The 20,373-nt window shown below is 72.0% G+C and carries 18 protein-coding genes; 4 read left to right on the forward strand and 14 right to left on the reverse strand.

Annotation, left to right across the window (positions count from 1 at the left end; translation table 11 throughout):
- Positions 1 to 110: 110 nt before the first annotated feature.
- The 7 genes from OG490_RS04345 to OG490_RS04375 all read right to left on the reverse strand — a co-directional run bounded on the left by OG490_RS04345 (position 111) and on the right by OG490_RS04375 (position 5,912).
- Entirely contained in the window at positions 111 to 527 is a 417-nt protein-coding gene (locus OG490_RS04345) for an ACT domain-containing protein (RefSeq protein WP_330294949.1), read from the reverse strand.
- Between the two features lie 115 nt (positions 528 to 642).
- A complete protein-coding gene (locus OG490_RS04350; protein ID WP_330294950.1) occupies positions 643 to 1,167 on the reverse strand; it encodes a hypothetical protein in 525 nt (174 codons plus the stop codon).
- A gap of 177 nt (positions 1,168 to 1,344) precedes the next feature.
- Complete coding sequence (locus OG490_RS04355; protein ID WP_371619550.1) at positions 1,345 to 1,572, reverse strand: DUF397 domain-containing protein; 228 nt, start codon at positions 1,570 to 1,572, stop codon at positions 1,345 to 1,347.
- Between the two features lie 189 nt (positions 1,573 to 1,761).
- Positions 1,762 to 2,946 carry a thiolase domain-containing protein gene (locus OG490_RS04360; RefSeq protein ID WP_330294952.1) on the reverse strand — a complete coding sequence of 395 codons (1,185 nt, stop codon included), beginning with the start codon at positions 2,944 to 2,946 and terminating at the stop codon, positions 1,762 to 1,764.
- Positions 2,943 to 4,010 carry a thiolase domain-containing protein gene (locus OG490_RS04365; RefSeq protein WP_330294953.1) on the reverse strand — a complete coding sequence of 356 codons (1,068 nt, stop codon included), beginning with the start codon at positions 4,008 to 4,010 and terminating at the stop codon, positions 2,943 to 2,945. Before OG490_RS04365 ends, OG490_RS04360 begins: the two co-directional genes overlap by 4 nt.
- Entirely contained in the window at positions 4,010 to 4,978 is a 969-nt protein-coding gene (locus tag OG490_RS04370) for a Zn-ribbon domain-containing OB-fold protein (RefSeq protein ID WP_330294954.1), read from the reverse strand. The genes OG490_RS04365 and OG490_RS04370 overlap by 1 nt, the downstream gene beginning before the upstream one ends.
- Before the next feature lie 133 nt (positions 4,979 to 5,111).
- Positions 5,112 to 5,912 carry a crotonase/enoyl-CoA hydratase family protein gene (locus tag OG490_RS04375; protein WP_330294955.1) on the reverse strand — a complete coding sequence of 267 codons (801 nt, stop codon included), beginning with the start codon at positions 5,910 to 5,912 and terminating at the stop codon, positions 5,112 to 5,114.
- Positions 5,913 to 6,086: 174 nt separating this feature from the next.
- Between OG490_RS04375 and OG490_RS04380 the strand changes: the two genes are divergently transcribed.
- A complete protein-coding gene (locus OG490_RS04380) occupies positions 6,087 to 7,724 on the forward strand; it encodes an acyl-CoA synthetase (protein ID WP_330294956.1) in 1,638 nt (545 codons plus the stop codon).
- On the opposite strand, the gene OG490_RS04385 is transcribed toward OG490_RS04380, so the two are convergent.
- Both OG490_RS04385 and OG490_RS04390 read right to left on the reverse strand, forming a co-directional pair.
- Positions 7,693 to 8,055: a hypothetical protein gene (locus tag OG490_RS04385; protein ID WP_330294957.1), complete on the reverse strand. Its 363-nt coding sequence runs from the start codon at positions 8,053 to 8,055 to the stop codon at positions 7,693 to 7,695. The two genes, OG490_RS04380 and OG490_RS04385, sit on opposite strands and share 32 nt — an antisense overlap.
- A 119-nt stretch (positions 8,056 to 8,174) precedes the next feature.
- The gene (locus OG490_RS04390; RefSeq protein ID WP_330294958.1) at positions 8,175 to 9,071 is read right to left on the reverse strand and encodes an alpha/beta fold hydrolase; all 897 of its coding nucleotides are present in this window, start codon (positions 9,069 to 9,071) and stop codon (positions 8,175 to 8,177) included.
- Positions 9,072 to 9,179: 108 nt separating this feature from the next.
- On the opposite strand from OG490_RS04390, the gene paaK reads away from it, so the two are divergent.
- Together paaK and OG490_RS04400 are read left to right on the forward strand one after the other, a co-directional pair.
- Positions 9,180 to 10,514, forward strand: a complete 1,335-nt coding sequence (gene paaK, locus OG490_RS04395) for a phenylacetate--CoA ligase PaaK (protein WP_330294959.1) — start codon at positions 9,180 to 9,182, stop codon at positions 10,512 to 10,514.
- A gap of 239 nt (positions 10,515 to 10,753) precedes the next feature.
- Positions 10,754 to 11,497, forward strand: a complete 744-nt coding sequence (locus OG490_RS04400) for a YhjD/YihY/BrkB family envelope integrity protein (protein ID WP_443065929.1) — start codon at positions 10,754 to 10,756, stop codon at positions 11,495 to 11,497.
- A 10-nt stretch (positions 11,498 to 11,507) separates the two neighbouring features.
- On the opposite strand, the gene OG490_RS04405 is transcribed toward OG490_RS04400, so the two are convergent.
- Complete coding sequence (locus OG490_RS04405) at positions 11,508 to 11,894, reverse strand: barstar family protein (protein WP_330294961.1); 387 nt, start codon at positions 11,892 to 11,894, stop codon at positions 11,508 to 11,510.
- Positions 11,895 to 11,914: 20 nt separating this feature from the next.
- On the reverse strand, positions 11,915 to 13,417 hold the full coding sequence (locus OG490_RS04410; RefSeq protein ID WP_330294962.1) for a fatty acyl-CoA synthetase: 1,503 nt from the start codon (positions 13,415 to 13,417) through the stop codon (positions 11,915 to 11,917).
- Positions 13,418 to 13,622: 205 nt separating this feature from the next.
- On the opposite strand from OG490_RS04410, the gene OG490_RS04415 reads away from it, so the two are divergent.
- Entirely contained in the window at positions 13,623 to 16,166 is a 2,544-nt protein-coding gene (locus OG490_RS04415; protein ID WP_443065751.1) for a penicillin acylase family protein, read from the forward strand.
- An 82-nt stretch (positions 16,167 to 16,248) separates the two neighbouring features.
- Here OG490_RS04415 and OG490_RS04420 read toward each other — a convergent pair whose 3' ends face one another.
- The 3 genes from OG490_RS04420 to OG490_RS04430 all read right to left on the reverse strand — a co-directional run bounded on the left by OG490_RS04420 (position 16,249) and on the right by OG490_RS04430 (position 20,238).
- On the reverse strand, positions 16,249 to 17,388 hold the full coding sequence (locus tag OG490_RS04420; protein ID WP_330294963.1) for a calcium:proton antiporter: 1,140 nt from the start codon (positions 17,386 to 17,388) through the stop codon (positions 16,249 to 16,251).
- Between the two features lie 148 nt (positions 17,389 to 17,536).
- Complete coding sequence (locus tag OG490_RS04425; RefSeq protein ID WP_330300769.1) at positions 17,537 to 19,114, reverse strand: acyl-CoA synthetase; 1,578 nt, start codon at positions 19,112 to 19,114, stop codon at positions 17,537 to 17,539.
- A 17-nt stretch (positions 19,115 to 19,131) separates the two neighbouring features.
- Positions 19,132 to 20,238: a nitronate monooxygenase gene (locus OG490_RS04430; protein ID WP_330294964.1), complete on the reverse strand. Its 1,107-nt coding sequence runs from the start codon at positions 20,236 to 20,238 to the stop codon at positions 19,132 to 19,134.
- Between the last annotated feature and the right edge of the window lie 135 nt (positions 20,239 to 20,373).

The following is a 20,373-nucleotide window of genomic DNA, read 5'->3' on the forward strand; positions in this document are numbered from 1 at the left end:
GGGATCAGCGTACGCCCGCGCGCCCGCGCGGGAAGCCCGGCGCGGAAAATCATGCTGATCTTCTTTTCAGCGGCCGTCCGGAGGGGTTCCCGCGGCCCCTCCCGGCGGGCTCAGCCCTCTGCGGAGCGGGCCGCGAGCGCCTCCAGGACGGCCACGGCCTCGGCGGCCCGGTCGGCGGCGACGAAGAGGTGGTCGTGGTGGTAGCCGGCGATGACGTTGCAGCTCAGGCCGTGCGCGCCGAGTTCGGTGGCGAAGGCCGCGGTGAGGCCGACGGCGTCGAGCGCGGAGTGGACGCGCAGGGTGATCCACCCGGCGGTGTACTCGTAGGGCAGCCCGGCCGCGTCGGCCTCCTCCTGCCCCAGGACGAGGGTGAGCCCCTCGGGTTCCAGGATGGAGGCGACGGGGGTGAGCCCGGCGAGGGCCTCCGGGTCGGTGTCTCCGGGGATGGTGCAGAACACGTACAGCCCGTCGTTCAGCTCCGGCCGCATTCCGCTCAGCAGTTTCCGCAGGTCGCTCTCTCCACTCATGCGGCCACCTTACCGATCATCCCGATATGACCGGATCGCCACCGGCATCGCCAGGGGCGTTCGACGGAGCCCCGAGCACCGGGCCCCGGGCACCGGGCCCGATCCTTGAGCCCGGTCACATGCCCTCGTAGAGGCGGCGGTGCCACCACGCGAGCGGGACGCCGCCCCACTCCGCCCAGTCGTCGACGTACTCGAACCAGTAGGCCCAGTGGGCAGCCGGCGGATCCGGGTCGGGGAAGGTCCGGCGCCGGAATTCGGCGTCCAGGTCACGCAGGAGACGGCCGAGCGCGGACCGGGCCAGGGGTGGCAGGGTCCGGTAGCTCTCGGCGATCGCGTCGCGGACTTCGGCGACGTCGTCGAGCGCGCAACTCGGACAGGAGAGGCACGAGGAGGGGGTCAGCCGCAGCCGGCCGCCGGGCCGGGCCAGGAACGCGCGGTAGGAGCGCAGGAGGCCCGCGAGCCTGCCCTCGTGTTCCAGGCCGTGATGCCCGACGCCGAGATGCTCGACCCAGTGCACCTCCGCGCTCGCGGCGGCGGACATCCGGTCGACGGGCGGCAGCTTGCGTGCCCAGGCGGGTGGACGACGGCCTTCGAACCGTCCTCGTGCGGCGCGCAGCGCGCCCGGCCGGTTACGCGGCACGGCCCTTTCGGCGGGTGATCGTCATGCCGGCCATGATGCCGGTTCGGCCGCTGGGAGGCACGTGGATATCCGGGCTTCCGGCGGCGGTTCGGCGGCGGACCGGCAGGAGGGCGCCGAACGGCCCGGCCGCCCCTCGACGGAACAGGAGGGGCTGCCGGGCCGGATCGCCTGGTGCCGCTACGTCAGGTCGAACTCCCCGCCCCGCGCGTTCAGGACGAACTTGCGCCACTCGTCCGGCGCGAAGATCAGCGAGGGGCTTTCGGGGCGGTCGCCGTTGCGCATGGCGATGAACCCCTCCACGAAGGCGATCTGGACGTCACCCGCCCCCCGGCTGCTCGACTGCCAGTCCGCCTCGGTCAGATCGAGGTCCGGCTTGCTCCAGCCGGCCGGCGCCTGCGAAGTCATGCTCTCTGCCACGTGCGTGCTCCTCCCGGTACGTCGTCCCGGGGCCAGGTTAGCCATCGCACGGCGTGCCGCACAGGCCACGGTGCGTCACTCGTGGCCGGTGCGGCACCCTTTCCGGAAACGGAATTCCGGTCGGTGTCCGGTCGGTATCCGGTCCGCGTCCGGTCAGGAAGCGTGTCAGGAGGCCGGTCAGGAGGCCGGCGGCTCGGCTCCGACCAGCCACATTGAGAAGAACTGCGCCCCGCCTCCGTACGCGTGCCCCATCGCCCGCCGCGCGTCCGGGACTTGGTGCTCCCCGGCCTGGCCGCGCACCTGGAGGGCCGCCTCCGCGAAGCGGATCATGCCGGAGGCGCCGATCGGGTTGGTGGACAGGACGCCGCCCGACGGATTGACCGGAAGGTCTCCGTCGAGTTCGGTGACCCCGGCCTCCGTGAGCTTCCAGCCCTCACCCTCCTCGGCGAAACCGAGGTTCTCCAGCCACATCGGCTCGTACCAGGAGAAGGGCACGTACATCTCCACCGCGTCGATCTCCCGGCGCGGATCGGTGATCCCGGCCTGCCGGTAGACGTCGGCCGCGCAGTCCTTGCCCGCCTGCGGGGACACGAAGTCCTTGCCCGCGAAGAGGGTCGGCTCGCTGCGCATCGCCCCTCCGTGCACCCAGGCCGGCGGCTTCGGCGAACGGGCCGCGCCCGCCCGGTCGGTGAGGATCATCGCGCAGGCTCCGTCGGAGGACGGGCAGGTCTCGGAGTAGCGGATCGGGTCCCACAGCATCGGCGAGGCCTGGACCTTCTCCAGGGTGATGTCGTGCTCGTGCAGGTGCGCGTACGGGTTCTTCAGCGCGTTGCGGCGGTCCTTGTACGCGACGAGGGAACCCACCGTGTCGGGGGCGCCGGTCCGCCGCATGTACGCGCGCACGTGCGGGGCGAAGAACCCGCCGGCCCCGGCCAGCAGCGGCTGCTGGAAGGGGACGGGCAGCGAGAGCCCCCACATCGCGTTGGACTCGGACTGCTTCTCGAAGGCGAGGGTCAGCACCGTGCGGTGGACGCGGGCGGCCACCAGGTTGGAGGCGACGAGCGCCGTGGAGCCGCCCACCGAACCGGCCGTGTGCACGCGCAGCATGGGCTTGCCGACCGCGCCGAGGGCGTCGGCCAGGTACAGCTCCGGCATCATCACGCCCTCGAAGAAGTCGGGGGCCTTGCCGATGACGACCGCGTCGATGTCCGCCCAGGTCAGCTCGGCGTCCGCGAGCGCGCGGGCGGCAGCCTCGCGCACCAGCCCCGCGATGGAGACGTCGTGGCGGGCGGCGACGTGCTTGGTCTGGCCGATGCCGACGACGGCCACCGGCTCCTTGCCCGATGCACCCGATGTGCTCATGCTCGGTCCCCTTCCAGGACGGCGACCAGGTTCTGCTGGAGGCAGGGGCCGGAGGTGGCGTGCGCGACGGCACGGTCGGACTCGCCGCGGTGGATGCGGGCCGCCGCCTCACCGATCCGGATCAGGCCCGCGGCCATGACCGGATTGGCGGCGAGCGCCCCGCCGGACGGGTTGACGCTCACGGAATCGCCCAGTCCCAGGGCCTTGCGCAGCACGACCTCCTGGGAGGAGAACGGCGCGTGCAGTTCGGCGGTGTCCACCGGGCCCTCGAAGACGCCCGCGCGCTCGGCGGCGATCCGTGTGGACGGGGAGTCGGTGAGGTCGCGCAGCCCCAGGCTGTGCGCCTCGATGCGGTGGTCGATGCCGGTGATCCAGGCGGGCCGTTCGCAGAGCCGCCGCGCTACGTCCCCGGCGGCCAGGATGACGGCTGCGGCGCCGTCGCCGATGGGCGGGCAGTCGCCGGTGCGCAGCGGGGCCACCTGGTAGTCGCCCTGCGGGACGGCCCCGCTGAGCTGGGCGTAGGGGTTGGAGCTCGCGGAGGCCCGGTTGCGGGCGCCGATGGCTGCGAGCGCGGCTTCGTCGGTCTCCCCGGAGTCGATGAGCGCCTGCGCCTGGAGGGCGGCCAGGGCCACGGAGTCGGGCCAGAGCGGAGCCACGTAGTACGGGTCGAGCTGGCGGGTCAGGACGTCGCGCACCGAGCCCGGGGAGGACTTCCCGTACGAGTACACGAGCGCGGTGTCGGCCTCGCCGGTCTGGATCTTGACCCAGGCCTCGTAGAGGGCCCAGGCCCCGTCCATCTCCACGTGGGACTCGGAGATCGGCGGCCAGGCGCCGACCCCGTCGAGGGTCATGGTGAAGGAGAAGGCCCGGCCCGCGAGGTAGTCGCTGGAACCGGAGCAGGTGAAGCCGATCTCGCCCGCCTTCAGGCCGGTCTGGGCCAGCACCTGGTGCAGGACCGGCATGACCATCTCGACTTCGCTGAGCTCGTCGGTGCGGCGCCGGTGGTCGCTCTGCGCGAAGGCCACGACGGCGACCTCGCGCGCGTGCCTGGTCGTGTCCGGCATCAGATGAGCTCCTTGTAGACGTCGTAGTCCGCGTCCGGCTCTCCGGTGGGGCGGTAGTGGTCGGGGTAGCGGCCGCCTTCGGTCCATACGGGTTCCACGCGCAGGCCCATGCGGACCTGGTCGTACGGGATCCCGCCGATCCGGCCGTGCAGGGCGAGGCCGGCGCCGTCGAGGGCGATGTGGGCGTAGACGTAGGGGACTTCGATGTCGAGGTTCTTGGCCTTGATGTTGACGATGCAGTACGTCGTCACCGTGCCCGCCGGGCCGACCTCGACCCGGTCGGTGGTGGCGACCCCGCAGGTGGGGCAGGCGCCGCGCGGGGGCACGTACACCTTGTGGCAGGAGGGGCAGCGCTCGCCGATGGTCTTCTGCTCGGAGAGTCCGGCGATGTACGCGGTCTGCGCACGGCCGGGGCTGTAGGTGTAGTCCAGCCGGGCCTCGGCGACGATGCCGGTGACGGCGTCCGCGAACTCCCCGTCGTGCGGGGCGGCTTGCGCCGTCTCGTCCCCGTCCCCGGGCTGCGCGGGCTCGAAGCAGGCGATGTCGGTGATCGCCCCGGTCCGCTCCGCGGCCCACCGCACCCGGACCCGCATGCCGGTGTGCACGGCCTCGGGGCCGGGCACGTCGAGGGCGTGGAGCATCGCGGTGTCGGCGCCGTCGAGGCGCACCAGGACCCAGGCGAAGGGGGTGGCCAGGGGCTGGCTCCGGCGCGGGGAGCCGTTCCAGGCCCAGGTGGTCACGGTCCCGGTGACGCCCACCTCGACCAGGTCGCGGATCTCCTCGGCGGTGACGGGGTCGTACTCCACGGGCGGCACCATCACCTTGCCGTCGGCGGTGGTGACCCCGAGCACGACGCCTTCGCGCAGCCCGGTCAGGAAGGCGCTCTGCACGAGCCCGAGGGACCGGGTGAAGGGGAACTCGACGACGAGGGGCGCGCGGAGGATCTCGGGTGGCGAGGGGGCTGTCATGGGTTGGTCTCCGATGTTCGGGCGGGGCAAAGTCAGCCCCGCCGGCGTTTGAGGCGCGGGGGTCCGGGGGCCGGCCCCCGGCACCGGCGCACGGACCCGGCACCACCGGGCACGGCACCGGCACGGCGGTCGTCTACTCCCGCCGATACACCGCGGCCCGCTTCTCGGCGAAGGCCCGCGCCCCCTCCTTGGCGTCCGCGGTGTCGAAGATCGGCCACCCCCGGCGGAGCTCGGCGGCCAGCCCCTCGGTCTCCGTCATCTCGGCGGTCTCGTAGACGGAGGCCTTCACCGCCTCCACCGCCAACGGCCCGCACGCGTTGATCTTCTCCGCGATCTCCAGCGCAGCCGCAAGCGCCGTGCCGTCCGGCACCACCCGCCCGATGAGCCCGATCCGCGCCGCCTCGTCGGCCGCGTAGGGCCTCCCGGTCAGCAGCATCTCCAGCGCGTGCGTGCGCGGGATCTGCCGGGGCAGCCGCACCGTCGAGCCGCCGATCGGGAAGAGTCCGCGCTTGACCTCGAACAGGCCGAAGGTCGCACCCTCCCCCGCCACCCGGATGTCGGTGCCCTGCAGGATCTCCGTCCCGCCGGCCACGCAGTAGCCCTCGACCGCCGCGATGACCGGCTTGCGGGGGCGGTGGTGGCGGAGCATCGCCTTCCAGTGCAGGTCCGGGTCGGCCTTGAGCCGGTCCCGGTAGTGGTCGCCCGCCATGCCCTTGCCGGCCAGCGCCTTCAGGTCCATTCCGGCGCAGAAGTCGCCGCCGGCGCCCGTCAGCACCACCGAGCGGATCGTGTCGTCCGCGTCCGCCTCCAGCCAGCCGTCGTAGAGCCCCACCAACAGCGGCAGCGAAAGCGCGTTCTTCGCTTCTGGCCTGTTCATGGTGAGCACCAGCGTGGCGCCGTGGCGTTCCACGGTCAGGTGTTCTGTCCCACCCATTGCCGTCCTCCCGTCTCAAGACCTAGAACAGGTTGCAGGAGGGGCGAGTGCAGTTCAATAGTTTTCTGACACCCAGTCAGATTTATTGGGCGGTCCCCTTCCCAGTTGGGGTTGGCGACGCTCTAATGACCGCCGAGCAGACCAGCCATGGGATTTTCTGGGTCAGGAGGACCGGTGGAGTACAACATTGCCGACCTGTTCGAGTCGGTCGTGGACGTGGTCCCGGACCGCGAGGCCCTCGTGTACGTGGACCACCCCGGGACCGGCGCCGAGCGCCGCCTCACGTACGCGGAGCTGGACGCGGCGTCGAACCGCATCGCGCACCATCTGCTGGACAGCGGCCTGAAGGCCGGTGAGCACCTGGGCCTGCACCTCTACAACGGCATCGAGTACCTCCAGACCGTCATCGCCTGCCTGAAGGCCCGTCTGGTGCCGGTGAACGTGAACTACCGGTACGTGGAGGAGGAGCTCGTCTACCTCTACAACGACGCCGATCTGGCGGCGCTCGTCTTCGAGGGCGAGTTCACCGAGCGGGTCGCGGCGGCGCTGCCGCAGACGACGAAGCTCCGCCACCTCATCCGGGTCGGGCCGACCCCCGAGGGTGCTCCGGAGCCCTCGATCGCACCGGTCGCGTACGCGGACGCGGAGGCCGCCGGCTCTCCCGGGCGCGGTTTCCCGCCCCGTTCCCCCGATGACCTGTTCATCATCTACACCGGCGGTACGACCGGCATGCCCAAGGGCGTCATGTGGCGCGCCGAGGACCTCTTCTTCGCCGGCCTCTTCGGCGGGGAGCCCTCCGGCGAACCCGTGAAGCGGCCCGAGGAGCTGGCGGAGCGGGTGGCGTCGAAGGGCGCCGGTCTGACCTTCTTCCCCGCACCCCCGCTGATGCACGGCACCTCCACCCTGACCTCGTTCATCGCCTTCAACTACGGGCAGCGGGTGGTCATCCACCGCAAGTACGCGCCCGAGGAGGTGCTGCGCACCATAGAGAAGGAGAAGGTCTCCAGCGTCTCGCTGGTGGGCGACGCGATGCTGCGGCCCCTCATCGACGCCCTGAACGGTCCCCTCAAGGGCACGGACCTCTCCTCCCTCTTCAGCGTCTCCTCCTCCGGCGCGATCATGTCGGAGACGGTGCGCGCCGAGTTCCAGGCGCTCGTCCCGAACGTGATGCTCCTGAACAACTTCGGCTCGTCCGAGTCCGGCTCGAACGGCCGCGCCACCAACGACTCCGGCCCCGAGAAGGGCTTCCGGCTGGAGGTCAACGAGCGGACGCAGGTCGTGGACCCGGTCACCCACGAGCCGGTGCCGGTCGGCGAACCCGGGCGGCTCGCGCAGCGCGGCTACGTACCGCTGGGCTACTACAACGACCCGGCCAAGACCGCCGAAACCTTCTTCCAGAAGGGATCGGAGCGGTGGGTGCTGCTCGGCGACATGGCGACGGTGGACGAGCAGGGCATCGTGACCGTCCTCGGCCGCGGTTCGCAGTGCATCAACACGGGCGGCGAGAAGGTGTACCCGGAGGAGGTCGAGCAGGCGCTCAAGTCCCACCCGGACGTCTACGACGCCCTGGTCGCCGGGGTCGCCGACCCGACGTGGGGCAGCCACGTGGCCGCGGTGGTCCAGGTCCGCGAGGGCGCCTCCGCCCTGACACTGGACGAGATCCAGGCCCACTGCCGCACCAAGCTCGCGGGCTACAAGATCCCCCGCCAGCTGGTCATCACCCCGGCCATCCAGCGCTCCCCAAGCGGCAAGGCGGACTACCGGTGGGCGAAGTCGGTGGCTACGGAGGCGGACGCGGACGCGGCCCACTAGCGGTGTGACCGGAGCCCTTGGGCCCTGGCCCCGTATCGCGCGAGCCGCGCGGTGCGGGGCCTTCCGCATCCGCCCGGTGCGGCGCGCGGCCGGGGCCTGGATCCGACGAAGACCCTTGGAGACGGCTGAGCAGTTCGGCCGCGAGCATGCGGGTCCAGGCCGCCAGCTCGGGGCGGTCCGTGCCCTGGCCCAGCACGTCGGACTGGGCCTCCGTGAGGCGGAGCGGGCCGGGGTCCTCCAGCAGGTGGGCCACCTCGGAGAGCAGGCCGGCCAGGCGGCGGGCACCAGGGGCGCCGAGGCGGACGGTTACCGCGGGGTCGATGACGGACACGGCCGCCGCCTCCCTTCACCGGAGCCCCTGGTTCGACCGTACGCCCCCGTCCCGGCGGTCGCCGCCCGGGCACGGGTCGGCGCGGTCGCCGGCCAAACAACGGTCGGCGCGGTCGGCGCTCAGGCTCCGGTGTCCAGGAAGCGCTCGATCCGCGCCGAGAACCAGTCCGCGTCGTCCAGCCACGGGAAGTGGCCGCCACCCGGCTGGACATCGGTGATGCCGTGCGGGAAGAGCTCCGCGAGGCCGGCGGCGAGGGCCGGGCGGGGATTGCCGTCGAGCTCCCCGGCCAGTACCAGCACCTCGCCCGCCACCCGGCGCAGGCCCGCCCGGGTGACGGGCGGGTCGAAGGCGCCCGGGCCACCGTAGGCGGCGGCCGCCTCCGCGTTCTGCTGGCGCGCGTTCGCGGCCACGTGGGCGCGGGCCGTCTCGTCCCAGAGCCCGTACGCGAGCGGCATGGACGCCTCCCAGTCGGCCTTGTCGACGGCGCCGCCGGATCCGGTGCTCGCGATCACCCGCCCGTAGGCCGCGATGGCCGTGGCGTACGGCTCGCTGCCCGCCCTGAGCAGGTAAGTCTCCATGCGCTCCTGCGGGTCCTGTACGAGGTCCACGGCCCAGGCCGTCGGAGTGACCATGACCAGCCTGCTCAGCCGCTGCGGATGCGCGGCCGCGTACAGCAGCGCGAGGTTGCCGCTCGCCGAGTGGGCCAGCAGGTCCATGCTCTCCAGGCCGAGGTGGATCCGCAGCGACTCGACGTCGGCGACCTGGTGGTCCACGCGGTACGTCGACTCGTCCGCCGGGATCGCGGAGTCCCCGGTGCCGCGCAGGTCGAGCATGATCAGGCGACGTCCGGCGGACAGCCCGCCGAGGTCGCCGAGGTAAGCGGAGGCCCGCATGGCGCCGCCGGGAAGGCAGACAAGGGGCTCTCCTTCACCTTGTGCGTGATAGGCGAGTTCGGTTCCGTCGTATGTGGTGAAGGTGCAGGTGGAGCGGGTGGCGGAATGGTTGGAGATCGACATGGGGATCATCCCAGCAGACGATCACCCGTTCGAGTAATTGATTTGGCCGCCGAGGTCCGGCAATCTACCGAATGATCGGTCGGTTGACTCGGAAGGGGTGGGCGGCACATGAACGCGTACACGAGGGGCCACGGCGGACGGACGCCCGACGGCGCGGACGGCGGTATCGACGCGGGCGAGCGGATGGGGCCGGACGAGCTGGCCGCGCTCCAGCTGGCACGGCTGCGGGCGACCCTGCGGCGGGCCTACGACAACGTCCCCTTCTACCGGCAGGCCTTCGACAAGGCCGGCCTCCATCCCGACGACTGCCGCTCCCTCGCCGACCTCGCCCTCTTCCCCTTCACCACCAAGGGCGATCTGCGCGATCAGTACCCCTTCGGAATGTTCGCGGTCCCGCGCCCCGAGGTGCGCCGCATCCACGCGTCGAGCGGCACCACGGGCCGGCCGACCGTCGTCGGCTACACCGAGGGAGACCTGTCCACCTGGGCGGACGTCGTCGCCCGCTCGATCCGCGCGGCGGGCGGCAGACCGGGCCAGATGGTCCACATCGCCTACGGGTACGGCCTGTTCACCGGCGGCCTGGGCGCCCACTACGGCGCGGAGCGCCTGGGCTGTACGGTCGTGCCGGCCTCGGGCGGGATGACGGACCGCCAGGTCCGGCTGATCCAGGACTTCCGACCGGAGGTCATCATGGTCACCCCCTCGTACATGCTGACGCTGCTGGACGAGATGGAGCGCCAGGGCATCGACCCGCGCGCCACCTCGCTCCGGACGGGGATCTTCGGAGCCGAGCCGTGGACGGAGGAGATGCGCCGCGAGATCGAGGAACGGCTCGACATCGACGCGGTGGACATATACGGCCTGTCCGAGGTGATGGGTCCGGGGGTCGCACAGGAGTTCGCTGAAACCAAGGACGGCCTCCACATATGGGAGGACCACTTCTATCCGGAGGTGGTCGACCCGCTGACGGGCGCCGTGCTGCCGGAGGGCGAGTCCGGGGAGCTGGTCTTCACCTCGCTCACCAAAGAGGCGATGCCCGTCATCCGCTACCGCACCCGGGACCTGACCCGGCTGCTGCCCGGTACCGTCCGGCCCGCCTTCCGCCGGATGGAGAAGATCACGGGGCGCAGCGACGACATGATCATCCTGCGCGGGGTGAACCTCTACCCGACCCAGATCGAGGAGGTCCTCCTGCGCATACCGGCCCTCGCTCCGCACTTCCAGCTCCGCCTGACCCGGGAGGGCCGACTGGACGCCCTGACGGTACGGGTGGAGGCGCGCCGGGAGAGCGACCCCGGTCAGCGGGAGGCCGCGGCCGCCGCCGTGGTGCGGGCCGTCAAGGAGGGCATCGGGGTCTCGGTCGCGGTGGAGGTGGTGGATCCGGAGACCCTCGAGCGCTCGGTCGGCAAGATCAAGCGCATGGTGGACCTCCGGGAGGGCTGAGCCCCCCGCACCCGCGGGGCCGCACCCGCGGGGCCACGGAGCGGCGCCGGAGCCACCGGCGGCCGGCTCCGGAGCCACCGGCGGCCTTCCGATCCACCCCTTCGGGCCACTTCGGGGGACCTGCCGGGAACCGGCGGGCCGGTCCGGGTAGGGGAAGAGGCGTGACCACGTACTTCCGGCTGATCCACGACCGGCTCCAGGCCTCCCAGGCCGGGCTGGCCTGGAGCCGTGGCCGGGAGATGGAGCTGATGCACCGGGCGATGGGCTTCGCGGCCCTCGGCTTCCTGACCCTGGTGCCGCTGCTGGTCGTCGTCGCGGCCGCCGCGCCCGGCAGCGGCTCGGGCTTCGGCCGGTGGCTCGGCCAGGCGCTGGGGGTGACGGCGTACTCGCGGGAGCGGGTCGAGATGCTGTTCGGGGCCGCGGACCAGGCGCTGGAGCGGACCACGGCCTTCGGGCTCGCCGCCCTGGCGGTCTTCGGCCTGACCTTCGGCTCCGCGGTGCAGACCGGGTACGAGAAGGTCTGGGACCTGCCCACGGCCCGCTGGCACACCATGTGGCGGCACATCGTCTGGCTCGCCCTGCTGGTCTGCTACCTGGCGCTCCTGGTCGCCATCCCCTCCCCCTCGGACGACGCGCCCGGCACGATCCTGGGCACCACGGGCGATGTCATCGGCACCGGCCTCTTCTTCTGGTCCTCCCAGTGGATGCTCCTGGGCGGCCGGGTCCGCTGGCGCGCGCTGCTCCCGGGAGCGGCGGCCACCAGCCTCGGCCTGCTGGGCCTGCGGATCTTCTCGCAGCTGGTGTTCTCCCCCCTGATCGCCTCCAACGCCGTGACCTACGGCCCCTTCGGCACCCTCCTGGTCGTCCAGTCCTGGCTCGTCGGCGTCGGCTTCGTGGTGTACGGCGGCGCCCTCGTCGGCCGCCTCGTCCACGAACACCTCACCTTCCGCCGCCTCCGCACCACCGGCCTCCTCGCGGAGTAGGCATCGGGGATCAGCGGAGCTCGAGCACTCCTGGGGCCTGCCCCTCGGCGATGTCGACGAGCCAGTCGAAGACGGTCGGCCCCTGCCCGCGCCGCGCCGCGGCCAGCTCTTCTGCAACGCGGGGGCGGTTCGTCGAATGGCAGCGCCCCAGGACCTCCTCCAGATGGCGAGCCGTCTCGGGGTGTCCGAGCGTCCGCCGCGACACTTCGTGTCGGAGCCACACGATCTTGAAGTCATCGTCGTCGGGGGTTCCGAACCCGCCGCGCAGACAGTCGTTGAAGGAGTCGAGGTTCCGCCCGAAATAGCCGCCGGGGCCGTTCACCGCCTCACCGATGATGAGCCAGAAGTCCTCCAGCGTGCGGATCCGTTCACCGTCGAGCACATAGGTCTTGGTCACGGCATCGAGGTTAAGGCCCGTCAGGCGGGGTCCGAGAAGCGGTCGCGGAGCTCGCGCTTGAGGATCTTGCCGCTCGCGTTGCGCGGCAGGGCGTCCACGAAGACCACCCGCTTCGGGGCCTTGAAATGAGCCAGCTCCTCGCGGGCGTAAGCCATGAGTTCGGCCTCCGTCACCTCGCCCCGCGGGACCACCACCGCCGTGACCGCCTCGATCCACCGCTCGTCCGGCAGGCCCACCACGGCCGCCTCGGCCACGCCCGGGTGGGTGTACAGCACGTCCTCCACCTGCCGGGAGGCGACCAGCACCCCGCCCGAGTTGATGACGTCCTTCACCCGGTCCACCACCGTGAAGTACCCCTGTGCGTCCCGGACCGCGAGGTCCCCGGAGCGGAACCAGCCGTCGCGGAAGGCCTTCTTCGTCCCCTCCGCGTCGTTCCAGTAGCCCTGGCACAGCTGCGCGGACCGGTACACCACCTCCCCGGCGGTTCCGTCCGGCACGTCCGCCCCGTCCTCGTCGACGACCCGGGCCTCCACGTGGCGGACCGGCCGCCCGCACGAGTCCATCCGCCCCTCGTGCTCCTCCGGCCGCAGCACCGTGGCCAGCGGACCGATCTCGCTCTGGCCGAAGCAGTTGTAGAAGCCGAGTCCGGGCAACCGCGCGCGCAGCCGTTCCAGTACGGGCACCGGCATGATCGAGGCCCCGTAGTACGCCTTGGTCAGCGCGGACAGGTCGCGCACGGCGAAGTCCGGGTGGTTGGCCAGGCCGATCCACACGGTCGGCGGCGCGAACAGGCTGTCCGCCTCCCCCGCCTCCACCAGGTCGAAGATCTCCGCCGCGACCGGGGCGTCGACCACCGTGTTGCGGGCGCCGACCGCCAGGTACGGCAGCAGGAAGACGTGCATCTGCGCCGAGTGGTACAGCGGCAGGGAGTGGACCGGCCGGTCCTCCTCCGTCAGGTCGAGGGAGCCGATGGCGCTCTCGTACTCGTGGCAGAGCGCCTCGTGCGTCATCATCGCGCCCTTGGGCAGGGCGGTCGTCCCGGAGGTGTAGAGCAGCTGCGCCAACAGCGACGGGTCCTCGCTCCGGGCGTAAGGCGCCGGTTCGGCCAGCTCTCCGAGGAAGGAGCCGGGTGCGTCGCGCAGCGGCCGTACGGCGAACCCGGCGGGGACCCGCCCGGCGAGGTCCGGGTCGGCGAGGACGAGCGAGCTCGCGGAGTTCTCCAGGATGTACGCGAGGTCCTGGCCGGTGAGGTTCTGGTTGACCGGGACGTGGACGAGCCCGGCCCGCGCGCAGGCGAGGAAGGCGAGGAGGTAGGCGTCGGAGTTGTGCGCGAAGGTCGCGACCCGGTCCCCCTCGGCCAGTCCGTACCGGCCGCGCAGCACGGCGGCGCCCGTGGAGACGGCCGCGTCGAGTTCCGCGTAGGTCCAGGTCCGCTCGCGGTAGCGGACGGCCGTCCGGTCGGGGACGCGTCGGGCGCTGTCGTGGACCAGTCCGTCGACCGTGTTCTTCCGCACTTGCGTCATACCGGGATCCTCGTCTCCTCGTACGCACGAGGTCAATGAGCGGGGCATCCGCGACACCGGGGATACCCGGGACATCAGAGATACCAGAGATACCAAACGGGATGTTGACAGGACGTCAAGCGCCTGCGTGAGTGTGGGAGCACGAAAGGCTCCGACCACCCTGTACGGGCAACCCGGCCCGTCCGCAGGCTATTTGGGAGGCACGTTGCACTTTCTTGATGAACACCGCCTCGACCGACGCCGCCGCACCGCACGCACCCGCCCGCTCCTCCGCCGCGTCGCCCTCACGGGCGCGACCCTGCTCGCCGCCACGGCCGCGATACCCCAGGCCTCCGCCGCGGCAGCGGCCCCGCCGGGCTCCGGACCGTCCGGCGGCGGTCTGTCCGCCGTGATCCGGTACACCGAGAACGGCATCCCGCACATCGTGGCCCAGGACTACGCCCACCTCGGCTTCGGCACCGGCTGGGCGCAGGCCGCCGACCAGGTGTGCGTGCTGGCCGACGGGTTCCTGACCGTCTCCGGGGAGCGCTCGCGCTGGTTCGGCCCCGATGCCGCGCCCGACGGTTCGCTGTCCTCCGCCGCCAAGAACCTCTCCAGCGACCTCTACTTCAAGGGCGTCCGCGATTCCGGCGCCGTGGAGAAGCTGCTCGCCGCGCCCGCGCCGGCCGGGCCGGGCAAGGACGTCAAGGAGCTGATGCGCGGCTGGGCCGCCGGTTACAACGCCTGGCTCGCCCAGAACAAGATCACCGACCCGGCCTGCAAGGACGCCAAGTGGGTCCACCCGGTCGGCGTCACCGACGTGGCCGCCCGCGGCTACGCCGTCTCCGTGCTCGGCGGCCAGGGCCGCGCCGTCGACGGCATCACCGCGGCGCAGCCGCCGGGCGCCGCCACGGCCCGCGGCGCAGTCCCCGGCGGAACCGGTGGCACCAGCGGCACCGGAGGAACCATCGGCACCGACAACACCGGCGCCACCGCCGATCCCGATCCCGCCGCGGCGGCCGAGGCGGCCCGGGAGCTCTTCGACACCACCCGCTACGACATGGGTTCCAACGCGGTGGCCTTCGCCGGTTCCACCACCGCGAACGGCAAGGGGTTGCTGCTCGGGAACCCGCACTATCCGTGGCAGGGCGGCCGCCGGTTCTGGCAGTCGCAGCAGACCATCCCCGGCGAGCTGAACGTCTCGGGCGGCTCGCTGCTCGGCACCGCCGTGGTGAACATCGGCTTCAACGAGAAGGTGGCCTGGAGCCACACCGTGGCCACCGGCACCCCCCTCAACCTGCACCAGCTGGTCCTCGACCCCGCCGACCCGACCGCCTACCTGGTGGACGGGAAGCCGGAGAAGATGACCCGCCGCGAGGTCGCCGTCCAGGTGGCGGGCAGCACGGATCCGGTCACCCGCACCCAGTGGTGGACCCGCTACGGCCCGGTCGTCTCCAACCTCGGCGCCGGCCTCCCGCTGCCCTGGACGGCGACCACCGCGTACGCGTTGAACGACCCCAACGCCTCGAACCTGCGCGGCTCCGACACCGCCCTGGCCATGGGCAAGGCCCGCTCGGTCGCCGGGATCCAGGATGCCCTGCGGCGCACCCAGGGCCTGCCGTGGGTCAACACGATCGCCGCGGACTCGGCGGGCGGCACCCTCTTCACCCAGTCGCAGGTGCTCCCCCGGATCACCGACGAGCTCGTGGCCCGCTGCTCGACCCCGCTCGGCAGGGCCACGTACCCGTCCTCGGGGCTGGCGGTGCTGGACGGTTCGCGCGGTGACTGCACCCTCGGCTCGGACCCGGACGCGGTGCAGCCCGGGATCTTCGGCCCGGGCAAGGCGCCGACGCTGCGCGACGCCCCGTACGCGGAGAACTCCAACGACAGCGCCTGGCTGGCCAACGCCGCGACTCCGGTCACCGGCTACGAGCGGATCTGGGGCAGCACGGCCACCCCGCGCTCGCTGCGCACCCGGGGTGCGGTGGAGGACGTGTCCGCGATGGCGGCCAAGGGCGGGCTGAGCGTGGCCGACCTGCAGAAGCAGCAGTTCGCGAACCGGGTCCCGGCCGGTGACCTGGCGGCGGCCGACGCGGCGAAGGCCTGCGCGGCCCTGCCCGGCGGGACGGCCACGGGCAGCGACGGCAGGGCCGTCGATGTTTCGGCGGCCTGCGGGGTGCTGGCGGCCTGGGACCGCACGGCGGACACCTCGAGCCGCGGGGCACTGCTCTTCGACCGGTTCTGGCGGAAGCTGACCGCGAACACCGCGGCCAAGGACCTGTGGCTGGTGCCGTTCTCGGCGGCCGATCCGGTCCGCACCCCGCGCACGCTCAACCAGGCGGCGCCCGGGATCGGGCGGGCGCTCGCCGACACGGTCGCGGAGCTGAAGGCGGCGGGCATCGCGCTGGACGCCCCGCTCGGCGAGAACCAGTTCGTGGTGCGCGGCGGGGAGAAGCTGCCGGTGGGTGGCGGGACCGAGGCGCTGGGCGTCTGGAACAAGATCGAGGCGCCGTGGAACGCGGCGGCCGGCGGCTACCCGGAGGTCGTGCACGGCTCCAGCCACATCCAGGCGGTCGGCTGGGACGGCAGCCGCTGCCCGGTGGCGCGCACGCTGCTCACGTACGGCCAGTCCTCGAATCCGAACTCCCCCCACTACGCCGACCAGACCCGGCTCTTCTCGCAGGAACGCTGGGTGAAGTCGCGGTTCTGCGAGTGGGACATCCTCACTTCGCCGCAGCTGAAGGTGGTCCGGCCGCGCGAGCGGCGCTGACCGAAGGGCTCCGACGCGTACGGCCGGCCGCTCCCCCTGTCCCTCGGAGGGGGCGGCCGGCCGTACGCGTACCGGGGCACGATCAGGGGCTGACGGCGAGGAAGAGGTAGGCGGCGAGCAGCACGATGTGGACTCCGCCCTGGAGGAGGGTGGCGCGGCCCGGGACGATGGTGAGGGCGCTGACGACGATGGTCAGCGCGAGGAGCACCATGTGGGTCGGATCGAGGCCGAGCACGAGGGGGCCGGTCAGCCAGACGGAGGCCAGTGCGATGGCCGGGATGGTCAGGCCGATGCTGGCGATGGCGGAGCCGTAGGCGAGGTTGAGGCTGGTCTGGACGCGGTCGCGGCGGGCGGCGCGGACGGCGGCGAGGGTCTCGGGAGCCAGGACGAGCAGGGCGATGATCACACCGACGACGGCGTAGGGCAGGCCGGCGTCGGCGACCCCGCGTTCGATGGTCGGGGAGACGGCCTTGGCGTTGCCGACCACGGCGACGAGCGCGACGAGGAGCAGGCCGAGGCTGATGAGGGCGGCGCGTGCGGTGGGCGGTTCGGCGTGTTCGTCGTCCTCGCCCGCGGCGGCCGCGGCTGCGGCTTTGGCGGCTTCCTTGCGGATCCGCTTGGTGTCCACGGGCAGGAAGTAGTCGCGGTGGCGGACGGTCTGCACGGCGACGAACAGTCCGTACAGGGCGAGTGAGGCGCTCGCGGCGAAGGCGAGCTGGGCGGTGGAGAACTCGGGGCCCGGCTTGCTGGTGGTGAAGGTGGGCAGTACGAGGCTGAGTACGGCGAGGGTGGCGACGGTGGCCAGGGCGGCGCCGGAGCCTTCGGCGTTGAAGACGGCGACGCGGTTGCGCAGGGCCCCGACGAGCAGGGACAGGCCGACGATGCCGTTGCAGGTGATCATGACGGCGGCGAAGACGGTGTCCCGGGCGAGGGAGGCGGTCTTGTCACCGCCGTCGGCCAGCAGGGTGACGATCAGGGCCACTTCGATGACGGTGACGGCCACCGCGAGGACCAGGGAGCCGAAGGGTTCGCCGACCCGGTGTGCGACGACTTCGGCGTGGTGGACCGCGGCCAGTACCGCGCCGGCCAGGCACAGGGCGACCAGGGCCACGGCGAATGACGGCAGGTCGCGCCCCCAGCTGAGGGCGAGCGCGACGAGTGCCACCACGGGGACCATCACGGTCCAGTCGGTCAGGGGGGATCTGTGCGTTGCCGTACTCATATCAGCCAACTTGCCAGAACTGTCCCCCCGGTGCGCCGCAAGACCCGCCTCCACGCCCCTGACGTGGGACTTCTCACGATGCGTCCGGGCGTGGCGGACCGGCCCGCCATGGACCGGCCGCCACGCCCGGGGTGACCGCGAGGCGCCCCTACATCGCGCGCTCGTGGCCCTCCCAGTACGGCTCGCGCAGGCGGCGCTTGTACAGCTTGCCGTTGGGGTCGCGCGGCATGGTCTCGATGAAGTCCACGGTCTTGGGCCGCTTGTACCCGGCGAGCTGGCGCTCGCAGTGCTGGAGGATCTCGGCCGCCAGCGCGTCGCTCGCCACGAACCCCTCCGCGGGCTCGATGACCGCCTTGACCTCCTCGCCCCAGGAGGGGTGCGGAATGCCGAAGGCCGCGGCGTCCGCGACCGCCGGATGGGTGAGCAGGGCCGATTCGATCTCGGCGGGGTAGATGTTCACCCCGCCCGAGATGATCATGTCGATCTTGCGGTCGCGGAGGAAGAGGTAGCCCTCCTCGTCCATCAGCCCGAGGTCGCCGACGGTGAAGAAGTCGCCGATGCGGTTCTTCTTCGTCTTGCCCTCGTCCTTGTGGTAGCTGAAGCCGCCGGTTTTCATCTTGATGTAGACGGTGCCGAGCTCGCCGGCGGGCAGCCGCTCGCCCTCGTCGTCGAAGATGGCGAGTTCACTGATCGGCCAGGCCTTGCCGACGGTTCCCGGCTTCTTCAGCCAGTCCTCGGCCGTCGCGAAGGCGCCGCCGCCCTCGCTCGCCGCGTAGTACTCCTCCACGCACCGGCCCCACCAGTCGATCATCGCCCGCTTGACGTGGTCGGGACAGGGCGCGGCGCCGTGGATGGCGTGCCGCATGGACGAGACGTCGTACGAGTCCTTCGTGTCCTGCGGGAGCGCCAGCAACCGGTGGAACTGCGTCGGCACCATGTGGGTGTGGGTGCAGGCGTGGGAGTCGATCAGGCGGAGCATCTCCTCGGGGGTCCACTTGTCCATGAGGACCAGCGGGTGCCCGATGTGCAGGGCCGCGGCCGCGAACTGCAGTACGGCCGTGTGGTAGAGCGGCGAGCACACCAGGTGGACGTTGCCGTCGAAGGGCCGGATGCCGAAGATGCCCAGGAAGCCGCCGAGGTACGTCTCCTCCGGGAGCTTGCCGGGCAGCGGACGGCGGATGCCGCGCGGCCGGCCGGTGGTACCGGAGGTGTAGTTCATGACCCAGCCGAGCGTGCGGTCCCCGGGGGCGGTGTCGCTCTGCCCGTCGAGCAGTTCGCCGTACGAGCGGAAGCCCGCGACGGCTCCGACGGCGTAGCGGTGGCTCGCGGGCAGCCCGGCCTCGTCGGCCGCGGCGGTGGCGGCGTCGGCGAACCGCTCGTGGGCGATGAGGACCTTGGCTCCGGAGTCGGAGACGATCCAGGCGATCTCGGGGCCGACGAGGTGGTGGTTGACCGGGACGAGGTAGAAGCCGGCCTGTGAGGCGGCGAGGTAGGCGGTGAGGAACTCGACGCTGTTGGGCAGGACGACGGCGAAGACGTCACCCTTCTCCAGGCCCGCGGCGCGCAGGCCGTGCACGAGCCGGTTGACGTCGGAGTGCAGCCGGGCCGCGGACCACTCCTCGCCCTCGGGAGTGACCAGGACGGTGCGGTCGGGGTCGGCGGCGGCCTGGGCCCAGAAGCCGTTCGGGGGCTGCTCGGTCTGACCTCGGGTCTGCGTGTCGGTCATGCTGCTGCTCACGCCTCTCAGGCTCGGCCGGCGATGCGGTTGATGCGGTCGATGGCTCGTTCGAAGCCGCTGGTGAGGTCGTCGAAGACGGCCTGGACGCTGCGCTCGCTGTTCATCCGGCCGACGATCTGGCCGACCGGGGTGCCGAGCAGCGGCTGGATCTCGTACTTCTGGATGCGGGACACGGCCTCGGCGACGAGCAGGCCCTGCAGCGGCATCGGGAGCGCGCCGGGGCCCTCCGGGTCGTCCCAGGCGTCGGTCCACTCGGTGCGCAGCTGGCGGGCGGGCTTGCCGGTGAGGGCGCGGGAGCGGACGGTGTCGCCGGAGCCGGCGGCGAGGAGCTTCTCGGTGAGGGCGCGGGAGTGCATCTCGGCTTCGGTGGTGGTGAGCCACAGGGACCCGAGCCAGGCGCCCTCGGCGCCCAGGGCGATGCCCGCGGCGACCTGTTCGCCGCTGCCGATGCCGCCCGCGGCGAGGACCGGGATCGGGGCGACGGCCTCGACGATCTCGGGCACCAGGACCATGGTGGCGATGTCACCGGTGTGGCCGCCGGCCTCGTAGCCCTGGGCGACGACGATGTCGATCCCGGCCTCGGCGTGGCGGCGGGCGTGCTTGGCGCTGCCGGCGAGGGCGGCGACGAGGACTCCGTGGTCGTGGGCGCGCTGGATGACGTCGGCGGGCGGGGAACCGAGGGCGTTCGCCAGGAGTTTGATGGGGTAGTCGAAGGCGACGTCGAGCTGGTTGCGGGCGACCTGCTCCATCCAGCCCGTGATGCGCCAGCCGGATGCTTCGCCCTCGGCGAGCTCGGGGACGTGGTGTTTGGCGAGGGTTTCGCGCACGTACTCGCGGTGCGCGGCCGGGATCATCGCCTCGATGTCGGCCTCGCTGATGCCGTCCACGGCCTTCTTCGCGGGCATGACGACATCGAGGCCGTACGGCTTGCCGTCGGTGTGCTCCTGCATCCAGTCGAGGTCGCGTTTGAGGTCGTCGGGGGCGGTGTAGCGCACCGCTCCGAGCACCCCGAAACCACCCGCGCGAGTGATGGCCGCGGCGACCGCCGGGAAGGGCGTGAAGCCGAAGATGGCGTGTTCGACTCCGAGTTTCTTGCTCAGCTCCGTCTCCATGGGCGGCAGGATGCCGCAGCGGGGGCGCCGAGGGAAGAGATTTTCTGATGCAGCGTCAGATTCTTTGCGGCCCGGTCACTGCGGGAGGTGCGGGACGGGCGGGCAGATACTTCGGGAGGGCTCGACGGTGGACGG

The sequence above is a fragment of the Streptomyces sp. NBC_00503 genome (assembly GCF_036346895.1).
Lineage (GTDB): Bacteria > Actinomycetota > Actinomycetes > Streptomycetales > Streptomycetaceae > Streptomyces.

Bases quoted from the DNA above. Each gene is read 5' to 3' on its own strand.
- OG490_RS04345 (WP_330294949.1), bottom strand. From the start codon at position 527: ATGAGTGGAGAGAGCGACCTGCGGAAACTGCTGAGCGGAATGCGGCCG.
- OG490_RS04355 (WP_371619550.1), bottom strand. From the start codon at position 1,572: ATGACTTCGCAGGCGCCGGCCGGCTGGAGCAAGCCGGACCTCGATCTG.
- OG490_RS04360 (WP_330294952.1), bottom strand. From the start codon at position 2,946: ATGAGCACATCGGGTGCATCGGGCAAGGAGCCGGTGGCCGTCGTCGGC.
- OG490_RS04365 (WP_330294953.1), bottom strand. From the start codon at position 4,010: ATGCCGGACACGACCAGGCACGCGCGCGAGGTCGCCGTCGTGGCCTTC.
- OG490_RS04370 (WP_330294954.1), bottom strand. From the start codon at position 4,978: ATGACAGCCCCCTCGCCACCCGAGATCCTCCGCGCGCCCCTCGTCGTC.
- OG490_RS04375 (WP_330294955.1), bottom strand. From the start codon at position 5,912: ATGGGTGGGACAGAACACCTGACCGTGGAACGCCACGGCGCCACGCTG.
- OG490_RS04390 (WP_330294958.1), bottom strand. From the start codon at position 9,071: ATGTCGATCTCCAACCATTCCGCCACCCGCTCCACCTGCACCTTCACC.
- paaK (WP_330294959.1), top strand. From the start codon at position 9,180: ATGAACGCGTACACGAGGGGCCACGGCGGACGGACGCCCGACGGCGCG.
- OG490_RS04400 (WP_443065929.1), top strand. From the start codon at position 10,754: ATGGAGCTGATGCACCGGGCGATGGGCTTCGCGGCCCTCGGCTTCCTG.
- OG490_RS04410 (WP_330294962.1), bottom strand. From the start codon at position 13,417: ATGACGCAAGTGCGGAAGAACACGGTCGACGGACTGGTCCACGACAGC.
- OG490_RS04420 (WP_330294963.1), bottom strand. From the start codon at position 17,388: ATGAGTACGGCAACGCACAGATCCCCCCTGACCGACTGGACCGTGATG.
- OG490_RS04425 (WP_330300769.1), bottom strand. From the start codon at position 19,114: ATGACCGACACGCAGACCCGAGGTCAGACCGAGCAGCCCCCGAACGGC.
- OG490_RS04430 (WP_330294964.1), bottom strand. From the start codon at position 20,238: ATGGAGACGGAGCTGAGCAAGAAACTCGGAGTCGAACACGCCATCTTC.